At 70.4% G+C, this 14,080-nt stretch carries 15 protein-coding genes; 9 read left to right on the top strand and 6 right to left on the bottom strand.

Features of this window, described 5'->3' with window-relative positions:
• Positions 1–124 precede the first annotated feature (124 nt).
• From ACT4N7_RS27950 to map, 3 genes are all read right to left on the bottom strand, one after another.
• Entirely contained in the window at positions 125–295 is a 171-nt protein-coding gene (locus ACT4N7_RS27950; protein WP_444831863.1) for a hypothetical protein, read from the bottom strand.
• Between the two features lie 63 nt (positions 296–358).
• A complete protein-coding gene (locus ACT4N7_RS27955; RefSeq protein ID WP_444831864.1) occupies positions 359–556 on the bottom strand; it encodes a hypothetical protein in 198 nt (65 codons plus the stop codon).
• A gap of 81 nt (positions 557–637) precedes the next feature.
• Positions 638–1,405, bottom strand: coding sequence for a type I methionyl aminopeptidase (gene map, locus ACT4N7_RS27960; RefSeq protein WP_444831865.1), 768 nt, complete (start codon positions 1,403–1,405; stop codon positions 638–640).
• Positions 1,406–1,439: 34 nt separating this feature from the next.
• Between map and ACT4N7_RS27965 the strand changes: the two genes are divergently transcribed.
• Positions 1,440–1,706: a helix-turn-helix domain-containing protein gene (locus tag ACT4N7_RS27965; RefSeq protein ID WP_444831866.1), complete on the top strand. Its 267-nt coding sequence runs from the start codon at positions 1,440–1,442 to the stop codon at positions 1,704–1,706.
• Positions 1,707–1,721: 15 nt separating this feature from the next.
• Here the strand turns inward: ACT4N7_RS27965 and asnB are convergent, their stop codons facing one another.
• Positions 1,722–3,650, bottom strand: coding sequence for an asparagine synthase (glutamine-hydrolyzing) (gene asnB, locus ACT4N7_RS27970; protein ID WP_444831867.1), 1,929 nt, complete (start codon positions 3,648–3,650; stop codon positions 1,722–1,724).
• A 270-nt stretch (positions 3,651–3,920) separates the two neighbouring features.
• Between asnB and ctaC the strand changes: the two genes are divergently transcribed.
• From ctaC to ACT4N7_RS27990, 4 genes are all read left to right on the top strand, one after another.
• Positions 3,921–4,874: an aa3-type cytochrome oxidase subunit II gene (gene ctaC, locus ACT4N7_RS27975; RefSeq protein WP_444831877.1), complete on the top strand. Its 954-nt coding sequence runs from the start codon at positions 3,921–3,923 to the stop codon at positions 4,872–4,874.
• Positions 4,875–4,938: 64 nt separating this feature from the next.
• Entirely contained in the window at positions 4,939–5,340 is a 402-nt protein-coding gene (locus tag ACT4N7_RS27980) for a cytochrome c oxidase subunit 4 (protein ID WP_444831868.1), read from the top strand.
• 93 nt (positions 5,341–5,433) lie between these two features.
• Entirely contained in the window at positions 5,434–6,726 is a 1,293-nt protein-coding gene (locus ACT4N7_RS27985; RefSeq protein WP_444831869.1) for a DUF1800 domain-containing protein, read from the top strand.
• Between the two features lie 9 nt (positions 6,727–6,735).
• Positions 6,736–7,989: a DUF1501 domain-containing protein gene (locus ACT4N7_RS27990; RefSeq protein WP_444831870.1), complete on the top strand. Its 1,254-nt coding sequence runs from the start codon at positions 6,736–6,738 to the stop codon at positions 7,987–7,989.
• Here the strand turns inward: ACT4N7_RS27990 and trpD are convergent.
• Complete coding sequence (gene trpD, locus ACT4N7_RS27995) at positions 7,986–9,023, bottom strand: anthranilate phosphoribosyltransferase (RefSeq protein ID WP_444831871.1); 1,038 nt, start codon at positions 9,021–9,023, stop codon at positions 7,986–7,988. The two genes, ACT4N7_RS27990 and trpD, sit on opposite strands and share 4 nt — an antisense overlap.
• Before the next feature lie 2 nt (positions 9,024–9,025).
• Positions 9,026–9,436 carry a hypothetical protein gene (locus ACT4N7_RS28000; RefSeq protein WP_444831872.1) on the bottom strand — a complete coding sequence of 137 codons (411 nt, stop codon included), beginning with the start codon at positions 9,434–9,436 and terminating at the stop codon, positions 9,026–9,028.
• Positions 9,437–9,696: 260 nt separating this feature from the next.
• Here ACT4N7_RS28000 and ctaE point away from each other — a divergent pair, with 260 nt between their 5' ends.
• The 4 genes from ctaE to qcrB all read left to right on the top strand — a co-directional run bounded on the left by ctaE (position 9,697) and on the right by qcrB (position 13,972).
• On the top strand, positions 9,697–10,326 hold the full coding sequence (gene ctaE / locus ACT4N7_RS28005) for an aa3-type cytochrome oxidase subunit III (RefSeq protein ID WP_444831873.1): 630 nt from the start codon (positions 9,697–9,699) through the stop codon (positions 10,324–10,326).
• Positions 10,327–10,389: 63 nt separating this feature from the next.
• The gene (gene qcrC, locus ACT4N7_RS28010) at positions 10,390–11,187 is read left to right on the top strand and encodes a cytochrome bc1 complex diheme cytochrome c subunit (RefSeq protein WP_444831874.1); all 798 of its coding nucleotides are present in this window, start codon (positions 10,390–10,392) and stop codon (positions 11,185–11,187) included.
• Positions 11,184–12,311 (top strand): cytochrome bc1 complex Rieske iron-sulfur subunit, encoded by a 1,128-nt coding sequence (gene qcrA / locus ACT4N7_RS28015; RefSeq protein ID WP_444831875.1) that lies wholly within the window; start codon positions 11,184–11,186, stop codon positions 12,309–12,311. Before qcrC ends, qcrA begins: the two co-directional genes overlap by 4 nt.
• The gene (qcrB, locus tag ACT4N7_RS28020) at positions 12,308–13,972 is read left to right on the top strand and encodes a cytochrome bc1 complex cytochrome b subunit (protein WP_444831876.1); all 1,665 of its coding nucleotides are present in this window, start codon (positions 12,308–12,310) and stop codon (positions 13,970–13,972) included. Before qcrA ends, qcrB begins: the two co-directional genes overlap by 4 nt.
• Positions 13,973–14,080: the final 108 nt, after the last annotated feature.

Consider the following 14,080-nt stretch of genomic DNA (forward strand, 5'->3'; position numbering starts at 1 on the left):
GGTTCCCCCCTCCTCCCCCCCCCCGGGGGGGTTCCCGGGCCCGTGCGCCCTGGGTTCCCAGTGTGTGTGGGGGCGCCCGCGGGCCCCCCCACCCCCTGCGGGGGCCCCCTCCGCCCGCCGCCGGCTAGACGTATTCGTCGAGGTCGACGACCTGCGCCAGACACGCGTCGTCCACCTCCCACCGCGCAGCCGCGCGGGGCAGCGGGAGGGTCGTGGGGTCGGCCGTCAGCGAGGCCGGGATGGCCGCACAGTCCGCGATCAGTTCGTCCATCGAGTTCGGTTCCGTTGCGCTCACCCTCTGGACGTTAGGCACAATCGCGGCGACTGCCCAGGGGTACCGCTCGGTAGCGTTCAAAGGTCACTCGTCTTGATCGAGCGGATCGACGGTCAGGCCCTGGTGATTCAGTAGCGCTTGCACCGCGGCCTTGAGCCACCGGACGTCATCACGGGTCTCGATCACCGTCGTGATGATCGCCGTCACGTCCTCCTCGACCCGTTCCGTCCGCGACTCCAGCCCGCGAACCCTGGCCTCAAGATCAGCAAAAGTCGTCGCCATGGGTGCGATCCTCTCATGCTGTGGGCCTGGTGGCGGGCATGCTCAGACAGGTCGGTCGAAACCCACCTGACCGGGTGCTTCTCACGGCAGTGTGAGCACCCGTGGCCCGTTGTCGGTGATGGCCACCGTGTGCTCCACGTGGGCGGCTCGGCTGCCGTCCAGGGTGTGCAGCGCCCAGCCGTTCCCGGCCATTCGGTAGTCGTCGCGGCCGCCCGCGTGGAACATCGGCTCGATGGCCAGCACCATGCCCGCCCGCAGCCGCAGACCGCGCCCCGGTGTGCCCTCGTTCGGCACGGCGGGTGCCTCGTGCATGGCGCGGCCGATGCCGTGGCCGCCGAAGTCCGCGGGGATGCCGTACCCCGCCGCCCGGCCGATCGCGCCTACCGCATGGGCTATGTCGCCGAGTCGCTCGCCGGGCAGCATGGTTGCGATGGCCGCGTCCAGCGCCCGCCGGGCCGTGGCGATCAGGGCCAAGTCCGCCGACCGGGGCTCGCCCACCACGAACGAGACCGCCGCGTCGCCGTGCCAGCCGTCGATGTTGGCGCCGAAGTCGATGCTCACCAGGTCGCCGTCGGCCAGGCGGGTGTTGTCCGGGATGCCGTGGACCACCGCGTCGTTGACCGACGCGCAGATCACCGCGGGAAACGGCGTCGGCGCGAAGGCCGGGAGGTAGTGCAGGAACGACGACTTGGCACCCCGCCCGGCGAGCACCCCGCGCGCGACCTCGTCCAGGTCCAGCAGCCGCACACCCACGGCGGCGGCCTGCTCGACCGCGGCCAGCACGGCAGCCACCACCTGCCCGGCCGTCCGCATCGCGGCCAGTTCGCCGTCCGTCTTCAGCTCGATCATGTGGGATAACTATACCGGTATTACTATGACGCTCATGGTGCGACCCCCACTGAGTCAGGACGAGCGCGACCGCGGCGAACTTCTCGGCGGCCTGCTGCGCGCGGCCCGCGCCGAGCGGAGCATGGTGGCGGTGGCCGCCGCCGCGGGGATCTCGGTGGAGACGCTGCGCAAGATCGAGCGCGGCCGGGTGCCCACGCCCGCGTTCTTCACCGTGGCGGCCATCGCGGGCGCGGTCGGCTTGGCCCTCGACGACCTGCTCGCCCGCAGCACGCCCCCCGAACCCGGCAGGCTCACGGCCTGACCGGCTTCGACAACCTCAGATCTTGACCGGGTAGTGCGGCTCCGGCACCACGGGCGTGATCCGGTTCTCGATGAAGATCCCGTGCCAGATCATGAACACCAGCAGCGCCCAGATCCGCCTGCTGTGGTCGAGCGACCCGGACCGGTGCTCCTCGATCAGCCGCATGACGGCGTTCTTGTCGATCAGCGCGTCGGTCTGGGAGGCCATCACGATGTCGCGGGCCCAGTCGTACATCTCCTCGCGCAGCCAAAGCCGGATCGGCACCGGGAAGCCGAGCTTGCGCCGGTTGAGCACGTGCGCGGGCACGACCCGGCGCAGCGCCTGGCGCAGGGCGTACTTCGTGGTCTCCTTGGTGATCTTCTGCTCCAGCGGCACCCGCGCCGCGACCCGGAACACCTCCGGGTCCAGGAACGGCACCCGCAGCTCCAGCGAGTTCGCCATGGTCATCTTGTCGGCCTTGACCAGGATGTCGCCGCGCAGCCACGTGTAGAGGTCGACGTGCTGCATCCGGGTGACCGGGTCCCAGTCCGCGGACTCGCGGTAGGGGCCCGCGGTGATGTCGGCGTGGCCGACGTTCGGGTCGAACGTGCGCAGCACGGCGCGCAACTGGTCGTCGCGGAAGATGCGGGCGTTGCCGTAGTAGCGCTGCTCCAGGCTGAGCGCGCCGCGGCGCAGCAGATCCTTGCCGCGGGTGCCCTCGGGGATCTTCGTGGAGACCCGGCCCATGACCTTGCGCAGCGCGCCCGGCACCCGCTCGAACGGCGCCAGCGAGATCGGCTCGCGGTAGATGGTGTAGCCGCCGAACAGCTCGTCGGCGCCCTCGCCGGACAGCACGACCTTGACGTGCTTGCGGGCCTCGCGGGCGATGAACCACAGCGGCACCAGCGCCGGGTCGGCCACCGGGTCGTCCAGGTACCAGACGATGAGCGGCAGCGCGTCCATCATCTCCTGCGCCGACACCGTCTTGACCACGTGCTTGACCCCGATCGCCGCGGCCGACTCGGCGGCGACGTCGATCTCGGAGTATCCCTGCCGCTCGAAACCGGTGGTGAAGGTGATCAGGTCCGGGTTGTGCTCGCGGGCCAGCGCGGCGATCGCGGTGGAGTCGATGCCGCCGGAGAGGAACGAGCCGACCGTGACGTCCGCGCGCATGTGCATCCTGACCGAGTCGCTCATCACCTCGGCGATACGCGAGTACAGCGTCTCCGCGTCCGCCGGGCCGTGCACCGGGGTCGGGTCGAACCGCGGCACCCAGTACCGCTTGGTCACCAGTTCCTCGCCCGGGGTCAGCGTGAACGACGTCCCGGACTCGACGCGGTGGATCGCGGTGTGCAGCGACGCGGGCTCGGGCACGTACTGCAGGGTCAGGTAGTGCTGCAGCGCGCGGCGGTCGAGTTCCGGCTTGATCCCCAGCACGGGGGCCAGCTCCAGGATCGACTTCTTCTCACTGGAGAACGCGACCCCGCCCGGGCCGACGGCGTAGAACAGCGGCTTGATGCCGAACGGGTCGCGCGCGCCGAACAGCGTCTGCTTCTGCCCGTCCCAGATCAGGAACGCGAACATGCCGCGCAGCCGCGACACCGCCTCCTCGCCGAGGTAGTGGTAGGCCGCGACGATCGTCTCGGAGTCGCCGTCGGTGGCGAAGCGGGCGCCGAACCGCTCGGTCAGCTCCGCGCGCAGCTCCAGGTAGTTGTATATCTCCCCGTTGAACAGCAGCGTGTAGCGCGCGGGGGCCTCGGGCGGGCCCCACGGCAGCGGCTGGTGGGAGTGCTCGATGTCGATCAGCGAGAGTCGGTTGAAGCCGAAGACGGCCTCGCCACCGGTCCAGGTCCCGCTCTCGTCGGGGCCGCGGTGGCGCTGGCAGCGCATGGCCGCGCCGACGGCCGTGCGCGCCACGATGGCGTCCATCTCGGAATGGCAGACCAGGCCAAGCAGACCGCACACGCTTCTCGCGCACCTCTCGTGTCGAAACCCGGGGCTATCTGGCGGGAAGACGTCAGTATGCCGGTCCTGGTTGCCTGTGTCGGAACCCCAGGGTGTGACCGACATCCCGCTCACCCCTCGGGCAGTGTGGCCCGGGTCGCTGGGCTAGGCTCCCCACTGCTCAGCACGAGCGCCGATCCCCGCTGCCCAGCGGTGGTGACGCGGCCGGCGGGGAGCACGCAGTCAGCGTTGGTCATCGCCTTGAGGAGGAGTCGCGCAGTGGGCACACCCATGGCCACCGGGCAGGGGAACCGCATGCCGGGGGCACGGCTCGCCAGGGTCACCGGCCTGGTCGCGCTGGTCGTCCTCACCGCCAGCGGCTGCTCCACCGAGGAGGTGCTGCGCTTCGGCTGGCCGGAGGGCGTCACCCCGCAGGCCGAGCGGATGCGCGAGTTCTGGACCTGGTCGGTCGTCGCGGCGCTCATCGTCGGCGTGATCACCTGGGCGCTGATCCTGTGGCCGGTCATCGCCCACCGCAAGCGCGGCGACAAGCTGCCCAAGCAGTTCCAGTACAACCACTTCCTGGAGCTGATCTACACCGGTGTCCCGGTGATCATCGTGGTGGTGCTGTTCTACTTCACCGCCACCACGCAGAACTACATCCAGGCCGAGACCGACAAGCCCGACGTCACCGTCGACGTGGTCGCGTTCCAGTGGAACTGGGAGTTCGACTACAAGTCCTACAAGAACACCAGGGGCGCGCTCGACATCCCCGCGTCGCCAGGCGACACCACGGTCCGCACCATCGGCAGCTCGACGGAGATCCCGCTGCTGGTCCTGCCGACCGACCGGGTCATCCAGTACAACCTGCGCGCGACCGACGTCATCCACGCCTTCTTCATCCCGGAGTTCCTGTTCAAGCGGGACGTCTTCCCGTACCCGGACAAGAACAACCAGGACTCGAACTTCCAGAACACCATCGACCGGACGGGCTCGTTCGTCGGCCGCTGCGCCGAGCTGTGCGGCACCTACCACTCGATGATGAACTTCGAGGTCCGCGCGATCACCCCCGAGCTGTTCGACCAGTACATGGGCCTGCGCACGAAGGTGAACCCGAACACGGGCAAGGGTTTCACCGCCGCCGAGGCGCTGACCCAGATGAACTGCGGCGAGCTGTGCACCCCGCACTCGGTGACCACCAAGCCGTTCAACACCGACCGCACCGCGCGCGAAGCGTCCGGCTGAGTCACGGGGAACGTGTCGTGCAGGAACTCGGTACAGCGGGTCGACAGGTGAATGTGAGGACCGCATGAAGGTCGAAGCCAGGCTCTTCGATGTCACCACCGCCTTCTTCTTTCTCTCCGCCGTCGTGTACGGGGTGTGGGCGAAGGAGCCCGTGGGGACGGTCGGCCTGATCCTCACCGGCGGCCTGTCGCTGATCGTCGGCTCGTACTTCCACTTCGTGGCCAGGCGCCTCGACCAGCGGCCCGAGGACAACCCGGAGGCCGAGATCAGCGACGGCGCGGGCGAGCTGGGTTTCTTCAGCCCGGGCAGCTACTGGCCGGTGTCGGTGGCCGCGTCGGCCGCGCTCGCGGGCTTCGCGATGGCGTTCTGGCAGATTTGGCTGCTGGTGATCTCGATCGCGCTGATCCTGATCACCGTCGGCGGCCTCGTCTTCGAGTACCACACCCGCCCCAACAGCACGGACTGAGGCCCGGGCGGTCACCTGCCCGGTTGTAAGAGTTGTGTTCGGGCAACTCCGATCGGTGGCGGCGGCGCGCGGCGGGCGGCGAGACTCGGGCACATGGGTCCTCTCTCCGAACGCGCGGCGGCACGGCGGCTGATCGACCGGTTCGGCTTCGGCCCGAAACCGGGGCAGCTCGACGCAGCCGGGTTCGACCGGACTCTCGCCGCGCTGCTCGACCCGGGGGACGATCCCGGAGTCCGGGCGACGCCCGCGCCGAACCTCGGGCCCGACCCGTACGGGGAGGGCAAGCTCGACAAGGCGGCCCGGCGCAAGGCGATCGAGCAGGTCAAGGCCCAGCAGACGACGTTGACCCTGTGGTGGCTCGACCGGATGGTGGCCGCCGACCGGGCCGCGGCCGAGCGGCTCACCTGGTTCTGGCACGGCCACTTCGCCACCAGCAACCAGAAGGTGCGCAGCACGCGGCTGATGCAGGCCCAGCACGAGACCTTCCGCGGCCTCGGTGCGGGCGACTTCGGCGCGCTGGCCCAGGCGATGGTCACCGATCCGGCGCTGCTCATCTGGCTCGACGGGCAGCGGAACAAGGCGGGCGCGGCCAACGAGAACCTCGCCCGCGAGTTCATGGAGCTGTTCGTCCTCGGCGTCGGCAACTACACCGAGGCCGACATCCGCGAGGGTGCGCGGGCGCTGACCGGCTGGAAGGTGGACCGGCGCGCAGGCACCGCGGCCGTCGTCGCCCGGCAGCACGACGCGAAGGCCAAGACCGTGCTGGGGCGGACCGCCGACCTCGACGCGACCGGGTTCGTCGACGTCCTGCTCGCGCAGGCGTCGGCGCCCAGGTTCGTCGCGAAGCGGCTGTGGTTCCGGCTGGTGCGCGCCGAGGAGCCCCCGCCGGACGTCCTGGACCGGCTGGTCGCGGCGTACGGCCCGAACCGCGACGTCACCGCGCTGCTGCGGGCCATCGCCGTCGAGCCCGCGTTCCGCGACGAGGGCACCACCATGGTCAAACAGCCGGTGGAGTGGGCGGTCGGCCTGATGCGGGCGCTGCGGCTGACCCCGTCGGCGCTGCCCGAGAAGCAGCGCGCCGGGCTGCTGCGCGGCCTGCGCGGGATGGGCCAGGTGCCGTTCCTGCCGCCCAGTGTGGGCGGCTGGCCCGCGGGTGCGGGCTGGCTGACCACGTCGGCCGAACTGGCCCGGCTGAACCTCGCGCGGCTGCTCGCGGCCGAGGCGGACCTCGGGTCGCTGTCCGGCGGGCCGGACGGGGTGGCGGCACTGCTCGGCGTGGACGCGTGGAGCCCGCGCACCCGCGGCGCGCTCGACGCCGTCGCCCGTGAGCCGGACAAGCTGGTCGCCATCGCGGCCGTCGCCCCCGAGTACGTCGTCAGCGGATAGGAGCCCGTCATGGACAAGATCACCCGGCGTCGGTTCCTGACGCTCTCCGGTGTCACCGCCGCGGGCGCGCTGGCCTACGGCGCCACCCAGGTGGACTGGTCGGACCTGATGCGGGCGGCCGAGACCGACCCGCTCGACGCCAACGCGGCGGTGCTGGTGCTGGTCACCCTCTACGGCGGCAACGACGGCCTGAACACCATCGTGCCCGCGGGCGACCGGGTCTACCAGGACGCCCGCAACGAACTGGCCTACGACCAGGGCGAGGTGCTCGATCTCGGCGACGGGCTCGGGCTCAACCCGGGCATGCGGCAGCTCAAGGGCCTGTGGGACGAGCGCAAGCTCGCCGTGGTGCGCGGCGTCGGCTACCCCAGGCCCGACCGCAGCCACTTCCGGTCGATGGCGATCTGGCAGACCGCGTCCCCGGACACCAGCGTGCCCAGCGGCTGGCTCGGCCGCTGGCTGGACACGACCGGCGACGACCCACTGCGCGCGCTGTCGGTCGAGCCGGTGTTGCCGCCGGTGTTGGCCGGGGTGCGGACCGCGGGCGCGTCGCTGCCGGTCGGCGGGCTGGCGCTGCCCGGCGGCTCACTCGGCCGGGCGTACCAGGCGCTCGGCGGTGTGCAGACCGGGGAGAGCGCCGAGCACGCCAGGGCGGCCAAGTCGATCGCCGACCTGCACCGCGCCACCGACGTGCTCACCGAGGCGCTGCGCGACGCCAGGGAGTCCAGCGACGAGCAGGACGAGGACGAAACGCGCACCAAGGGCGCGTCGGCGGGCGGCACCGGGGCCCTCGGCGCGCAGCTCGACGTCATCGCCGGGCTGGTCGAGGCCGGGGTGCCCACCCGCGCCTACTCCGCGTCACTGGGCGGCTTCGACACCCACGCCGACGAGCGGGTCACCCAGGAGCGCCTCCTCGGCGAACTGGACGGCGCGCTCGGGCCGTTCGCCCGGCGGATGGCGAAGTCCGACCGCGGTCGCAACGTCGTCGTGCTGGTGTACTCGGAGTTCGGCCGCCGGGTCGCCGCCAACGGCAGCGACGGCACCGACCACGGCACGGCGGGCCCGCTGTTCCTGCTGGGCACCCGCGTCACGGGCGGCTTCCACGGCGAGCAGCCCAGCCTCACCGACCTCGACAACGGCGACCTCAAGGCCACCACCGACTTCCGCGACGTGTACGCGACGGTGCTGGAGCAGGTGCTCGGCACCGACGCCGGGCCGGTGCTCGGCGACCACCCCGGCAGGCTGACGGGCGTGCTCGCCTAGCTCAGGGCGGTCGACTTCGCGATCCACGCGGTCAGCAGGCCGGCCGTCGCGCCGGAGTCGATGGCGGTGGCGGCCTGGTCCAGCCCGGCCGCGATGTCGGCGTGCAGGTCGTCGGACAGGCCGCGGAACGCCGCGATGGCGCCCGCCGCGTTCAGCACGACCGCGTCGCGGACCGCGCCCGGCTTGCCCGCCACCAACTCGCGGACGACCTCGGCGTTGAAGGTGGCGTCGCCGCCCTGGAGGTCGACGGGGGCGGCGGGGGAGACGCCGAGGCGGACCGGGTCGATCCGGTCCTCGCGGACCGTGCCGTCGCTGACCGCCCACACGGTGGTCGTCGTGGTCGTGGTGATCTCATCGAGGTTGTCGTCGCCGCGGACTACCAGCACGCTGGCGCCGCGCAGGGCGAACACGTGCGCCATGATCGGCGCCATCCGCGCGTTGGCGCAGCCGACCAGACCCGCGCTGGGCTGGGCCGGGTTGGTCAGCGGGCCGAGCACGTTGAACGCCGTCGGGATGCCCAGCTCGCGCCGCGGCGGGCCCGCGAAGCGCAGCGCCGGGTGGAACGCGGGCGCGAAGCAGAACCCGATGCCCACCTCCCGCACGCAGGCCGCGACCGCGCCGGGGGACAGCTCGATGGCGACGCCCAGGGTCTCCAGGACGTCGGCCGTGCCGCATTGCGAGGACGCCGCCCGGTTGCCGTGCTTGACCACCGGGACACCCGCGGCCGCGGCCACCAGCGCGCTCATCGTGGAGATGTTCACCGTGTGCGCCTGGTCACCGCCGGTGCCGACGACGTCGACCGCGGGCCCCTCGATGTGCACGCGCTTGGCGTGCGACAGCATGCCCTCGGCCATGCCCGCCACCTCGGCCGCGGTCTCGCCCTTGGCCCGCAGCGCGACCGCGAACCCGGCGATCTGGGCGGGCGTCGCGGTGCCGGACATGATCTCGTTCATCGCCCAGGCGGTGTCCTCGGCGGCGAGGTCGATGCGGTCGATCAACTGCGTGAGCAGCCCCGGCCACGTGCGCGCGGCCATGCTCAGCCGCGCACGACGGGCAGCCGCTTCGACCGCAGCACGTCGGCCACCGTTTCGGCGGCGGTCAGCGGGTCGAGCGGGTGCACGATCACGGCGTCGGCCTGCGACCAGGTGGCCAGCCACCGGTCGTCCTTGCGGCGCACCGCGATCACGATCGGCGGACAGTCCGCGATCTCGTTCTTGAGCTGCCTGCACAGCCCGATGCCGCCGGTCGGCTGCGCCTCGCCGTCGAGGATGGCGAGATCGATCTCACCGCCGTCCATCTCCATCAGCACCTCGGCGATGGTGGCGACCTCGACGTAGGCCACCCGGCCGATGTCGGCGGCGGGCCTGCGGCCGACCGCTGTGACGATGGTCTCGCGCACCTCGGGCCGGTGGCTGAACACCAGGATCTTCAAGGGCTGAGTGGTCATGCCATTGCCTCACAGGCTCGGTGATGCCGCTCGCGGGCGCCCTGTGACAGTGATTCGCTCGCAAGCTCGCTCATCGGGGTCCTTCGGCTAGGCCAGGTCGTGAGCCCCGATGTTATCGGTCTCACCATCGCGGGTTCACCAGGCGTCCCGGCACCGAATGCCCAGGTCCCGGCCTGCGGCTTTGTGCCATCGGGTGTGACGCGGGGCACCCGCGACGCGCTGCGGACCCGATCGGGCGAGCCCACTTCCCGCAAGACATAATGCGTCGCGTGACAGCAGCAGCGCCCTCCATTGGTCAGCGTGTTCACTCGCTGAACCGGCCGAACATGGTCAGCGTCGGCACGATCGTGTGGTTGTCCAGCGAACTGATGTTCTTCGCTGGGCTGTTCGCGATGTTCTTCACCGTCAAGGCGCAGAACGCCACCGGAAGCTGGCCGCCCCCGCTGGAGGCGGGTGGCGAGCCGATCCACCTGAACCTGCCGTTCGCGCTGCCGTTCACGATCATCCTGGTGGCCTCGTCGTTCACCTGCCAGCTCGGCGTGTTCGCCGCCGAGAAGGGCGACGTGTTCGGCCTGCGCCGGTGGTACCTCCTGACCCTGCTGATGGGCACGATCTTCGTCGGCGGCCAGGCCTACGAGTACTTCCAGCTCGTGCGCGAGGGCGTGACCATCCCGTCCGGCGGCTTCGGCACGGTCTTCTTCCTGACCACCGGATTCCACGGCCTGCACGTCATCGGCGGGCTCATCGCGTTCGTGTATCTGCTCATCAGGACCCGGTTGAGCAAGTTCACACCGGCACAGGCCACGTCGGCGATCGTGGTCTCCTACTACTGGCACTTCGTCGACGTCGTGTGGATCGGCCTGTTCGCGGTCATCTACCTGGTGCCGTGACGAGGTGCCCGCTCCCCACCACAGCTTCGCCGAGCACGCACTGACAGCAAGGGTTGCCGATCAATGATCAAGAAACTTCGGAGCCGGACCAAGCTTCGCAGGCGGGTCGCCGGGCTGCTGGCCCTCGGTTTCGCGCTGATGGCGGTCGGCGTGCTCTATTCGGTGTTCGCGCCGCAGCCGCAGGTCGCGCACGCCCAGGGCGACCCGGCGACGCTGCGCAAGGGTGAGCAGATCTACAACAACACCTGCATAAGCTGCCACGGCGCCAACCTCGAAGGCGTCACCGACCGCGGGCCCAGCCTGATCGGCGCGGGCGAGGCGTCGGTGTACTTCCAGACCGCGACCGGGCGGATGCCCGCGGTCCGGCAGGAGGCCCAGGCCGAGCGCAAGCCCGCGAAGCTGACCCCGGAGGAGATCGACGCGCTCAGCGCGTTCGTCCAGTCCAATGGCGGCGGCGCGACCAGGCCCGAGCAAACCGGCAAGGATCTCGTCGGGGAGAACCCGGCGCGCGGCGGTGAGCTGTTCCGGCTCAACTGCGCCTCCTGCCACAACTTCACCGGCCGCGGCGGGGCGCTGTCCTCCGGCAAGTTCGCGCCGTCGCTGGACGGGGTCAACGAGGACGAGATCTACGCCGCGATGCTGGTCGGCCCGCAGAACATGCCGAAATTCTCCGACCGCCAGCTCAACCCGGCGGAGAAGGAGGACATCATCGCCTACGTCAAGTCCGTGACCGACGGGAACAACAACCCGGGCGGCAACGGGCTCGGCGGGCTCGGCCCGCAGTCCGAGGGCCTGATCGCGTTCATCGTGGGCATGGCGGCGTTGGTCGGCATCACGCTGTGGATTGGGGCGAAAGCATGAGCACCGACAAGCCGGAGCTGCCCACCGACGCCGAACTGGCCGAGATGTCCCGGGACGACCTGGTCAAGCTCGGTGCGAAGCTCGACGGCGTCGAGCTGGTCGAGTACCCGGACCCGTGGCCGGTCAAGGGCACCCGCGCGGAGAAGCGGGCCGAACGCCTGGTCGCGCTCTGGTTCCTGATCGCCGCCATCGCGGGTTTCGGCTTCGTCGGGGTGTTCCTGTTCTGGCCGTCGGCCTACGTGGCGCCGAACACCGAGGGCTACCTCATGTACTCGCTGTTCACCCCGATGCTGGGCGCCACGCTCGGCCTGTCGGTGCTGGGCGTCGGGATCGGCGCGCTGCTCTACACCAAGAAGTTCGTCCCGCACGAGGTCGCCGTCCAGCAGCGCCACGACGGCGGCTCGTCCGAGGTGGACAAGCAGACGATCCTCGCCGAGCTGGCCGACGCCGGTAACCGCAGCACCATCGCCCGACGCTCGCTGATCAAGCGCACCGCCGGTCTCGGCGCGGGCGCCATGGGCCTGGGCGTCGGCGTGTTCGCCCTCGGCGGCCTGGTCCGCGACCCGTGGGCGCAGACCGAGTCGAAAGACTCGCTGTGGCACACGGGCTGGATGTCGCCCACCGGCGAGCGCACGTTCCTGCGCCGCGCGACCGGCAATCCGCACGAGGTCGTGCTGGTCAGCCCGAACGACCTGGACACGGGCTCGATCGAGACGGTGTTCCCGTTCCGCAAGTCCGAGGACGACCACGAGGCGCTGTCCAAGGCGCTCAAGCGCTCGGACAACCCGGTCATGCTGATCCGCATGCGCCCGGCCGACGCCGCCCAGGTCGTCAAGGCCCAGGGGCAAGAGGACTTCAACTACGGCGACTACTACGCCTACACGAAGATTTGCAGCCACCTCGGCTGCCCGACCTCGCTCTACGAGCAGCGCACCAACCGCATCCTGTGCCCGTGTCACCAATCACAGTTCGACGCTTTGCAGTACGCCAAGCCGATTTTCGGCCCGGCGACGCGCAAGCTGGCCCAGTTGCCGATCGCGGTCGACGAGGAAACCGGATACTTTTACGCCAGGAGCGATTTCATCGAACCGGTCGGGCCGGCATTCTGGGAGCGTAGGTCATGAGCGCAATCACAACTCCCACCAAGCCGAACACCGCCGCGTCCCGCGCGGCGGGCGGCGCCGCGAAGTGGGCTGACGAGCGCTACCACTTCGCGGGCGGCATGCGGCGCCAGCTCAACAAGGTCTTCCCCACGCACTGGTCGTTCCTGCTCGGCGAGATCGCGCTCTACAGCTTCATCGTCCTGCTGCTGACGGGCACCTACCTGGCGCTGTTCTTCGACCCCTCGATGCAGGAGGTCGTCTACCAGGGATCGTTCGTCAACCTGCGCGGGCTGGAGATGTCGCGGGCGTTCGAGTCCACCCTGAACCTGACCTTCGACGTGCGCGGCGGCCTGTTCGCCCGGCAGATGCACCACTGGGCGGCGCTGCTGTTCATGGCGGCCATCGTCACGCACATGTTCCGCGTGTTCTTCACCGGCGCGTTCCGCAAGCCGCGGGAGATCAACTGGGTCATCGGCGTGGTGCTGTTCCTGCTCGGCGCGTTCGAGGGCTTCGCGGGCTACTCGTTGCCCGACGACCTGCTCTCCGGCGCGGGCCTGCGGATCATGTCCGGGTTGATCCTGTCGATCCCGGTGCTCGGCACCTGGGTGCACTGGCTGCTCTTCGGCAGCGAGTTCCCCGGCGAGGACATCGTGCCGCGGCTCTACACCGTGCACATCCTGCTGCTCCCCGGCATCATCCTGGCGCTCATCGGCGTGCACTTGGCGCTGGTCTGGTACCAGAAGCACACCCAGTTCCCCGGCGTGCGGCGCAAGGAGACCAACGTCGTCGGCGTGCGCATCATGCCGGTGTTCGCGATCAAGGGCGGCGCGTTCATGGCCGTCGTCGTCGGGGTCACCGCCGCGCTGGGCGGCCTGTTCCAGATCAACCCGATCTGGAACTTCGGCCCGTTCAACGCCGCGCACATCTCGGCGGGCACCGTGCCCGACTGGTACATGGGCTGGACGGACGGCCTGATCCGGCTCTGGCCCGCGTGGGAGATCTACCTCGGGGACTACACCGTCCCGGCGGCGTTCTTCCCGTTCATGATGGGCTTGCCGCTGCTCGGCGGTATCGCGGCGGTGTATCCGTGGATCGAGCGGAAGTTCACCAAGGACTACGCCCACCACAACCTGCTGCAACGCCCGCGCGACGTCCCGGTCCGCACCAGCCTCGGCATGATGGCGATCACCTACTTCATGGTGTCGCTGCTCTCGGCCGCGAACGACGTGCTGGCGGAGAAGTTCTTCATCTCGCTGAACGCGACGACCTGGATGGGCCGCATCGGGCTGCTGGTGCTGCCGCCGATCGCGTACTTCATCACCTACCGCATCTGCATCGGCCTGCAGCGCGCGGACCGCGAGGTGCTGGAGCACGGCGTGGAGACCGGCATCATCCGGCGCCTGCCGCACGGCGAGTTCATCGAGGTCCACCAGCCGCTGGGGCCGGTCGACGACCACGGCCACCCGCACGCGCTGGAGTACCAGGGCGCGCCTGTGCCGAAGAAGATGAACAAGCTCGGCTCTGCGGGTGCCCCGGTGCAGGGCTCCTGGCTCACCCCGGACCCGCCGGAGGAGACCGTCGCGCTGGCCCGCGCCCGCGCGGCACAGCACAACGGGCACGACACCCCGGCGGAACTGGAGTCCGGCTCGACGGAAATCGAGAAGCACGACTCGTCCAAGTAGGTCCAACGGCCGCGGGGGGGCCCCCGCATGCGGGGCCCCCCCCCGCCCGGGCCCGGGCCGGTGGGGGGGGGGCCGGCCCCCGCCGGGGGGGCCGCCGGTACCGGCCCC

The organism is Actinokineospora sp. (genome assembly GCF_052390155.1).
In the GTDB taxonomy this organism is placed as follows: Bacteria; Actinomycetota; Actinomycetes; order Mycobacteriales; family Pseudonocardiaceae; genus Actinokineospora.

Bases quoted from the DNA above. Each gene is read 5' to 3' on its own strand.
- ACT4N7_RS28000 (WP_444831872.1), bottom strand. From the start codon at position 9,436: ATGACCACTCAGCCCTTGAAGATCCTGGTGTTCAGCCACCGGCCCGAG.
- ACT4N7_RS27965 (WP_444831866.1), top strand. From the start codon at position 1,440: ATGGTGCGACCCCCACTGAGTCAGGACGAGCGCGACCGCGGCGAACTT.
- ACT4N7_RS27985 (WP_444831869.1), top strand. From the start codon at position 5,434: ATGGGTCCTCTCTCCGAACGCGCGGCGGCACGGCGGCTGATCGACCGG.
- ACT4N7_RS27955 (WP_444831864.1), bottom strand. From the start codon at position 556: ATGGCGACGACTTTTGCTGATCTTGAGGCCAGGGTTCGCGGGCTGGAG.
- trpD (WP_444831871.1), bottom strand. From the start codon at position 9,023: ATGGCCGCGCGCACGTGGCCGGGGCTGCTCACGCAGTTGATCGACCGC.
- qcrB (WP_444831876.1), top strand. From the start codon at position 12,308: ATGAGCGCAATCACAACTCCCACCAAGCCGAACACCGCCGCGTCCCGC.
- map (WP_444831865.1), bottom strand. From the start codon at position 1,405: ATGATCGAGCTGAAGACGGACGGCGAACTGGCCGCGATGCGGACGGCC.
- ctaC (WP_444831877.1), top strand. From the start codon at position 3,921: ATGGCCACCGGGCAGGGGAACCGCATGCCGGGGGCACGGCTCGCCAGG.
- qcrC (WP_444831874.1), top strand. From the start codon at position 10,390: ATGATCAAGAAACTTCGGAGCCGGACCAAGCTTCGCAGGCGGGTCGCC.
- ACT4N7_RS27990 (WP_444831870.1), top strand. From the start codon at position 6,736: ATGGACAAGATCACCCGGCGTCGGTTCCTGACGCTCTCCGGTGTCACC.
- qcrA (WP_444831875.1), top strand. From the start codon at position 11,184: ATGAGCACCGACAAGCCGGAGCTGCCCACCGACGCCGAACTGGCCGAG.
- ACT4N7_RS27980 (WP_444831868.1), top strand. From the start codon at position 4,939: ATGAAGGTCGAAGCCAGGCTCTTCGATGTCACCACCGCCTTCTTCTTT.
- ctaE (WP_444831873.1), top strand. From the start codon at position 9,697: ATGCGTCGCGTGACAGCAGCAGCGCCCTCCATTGGTCAGCGTGTTCAC.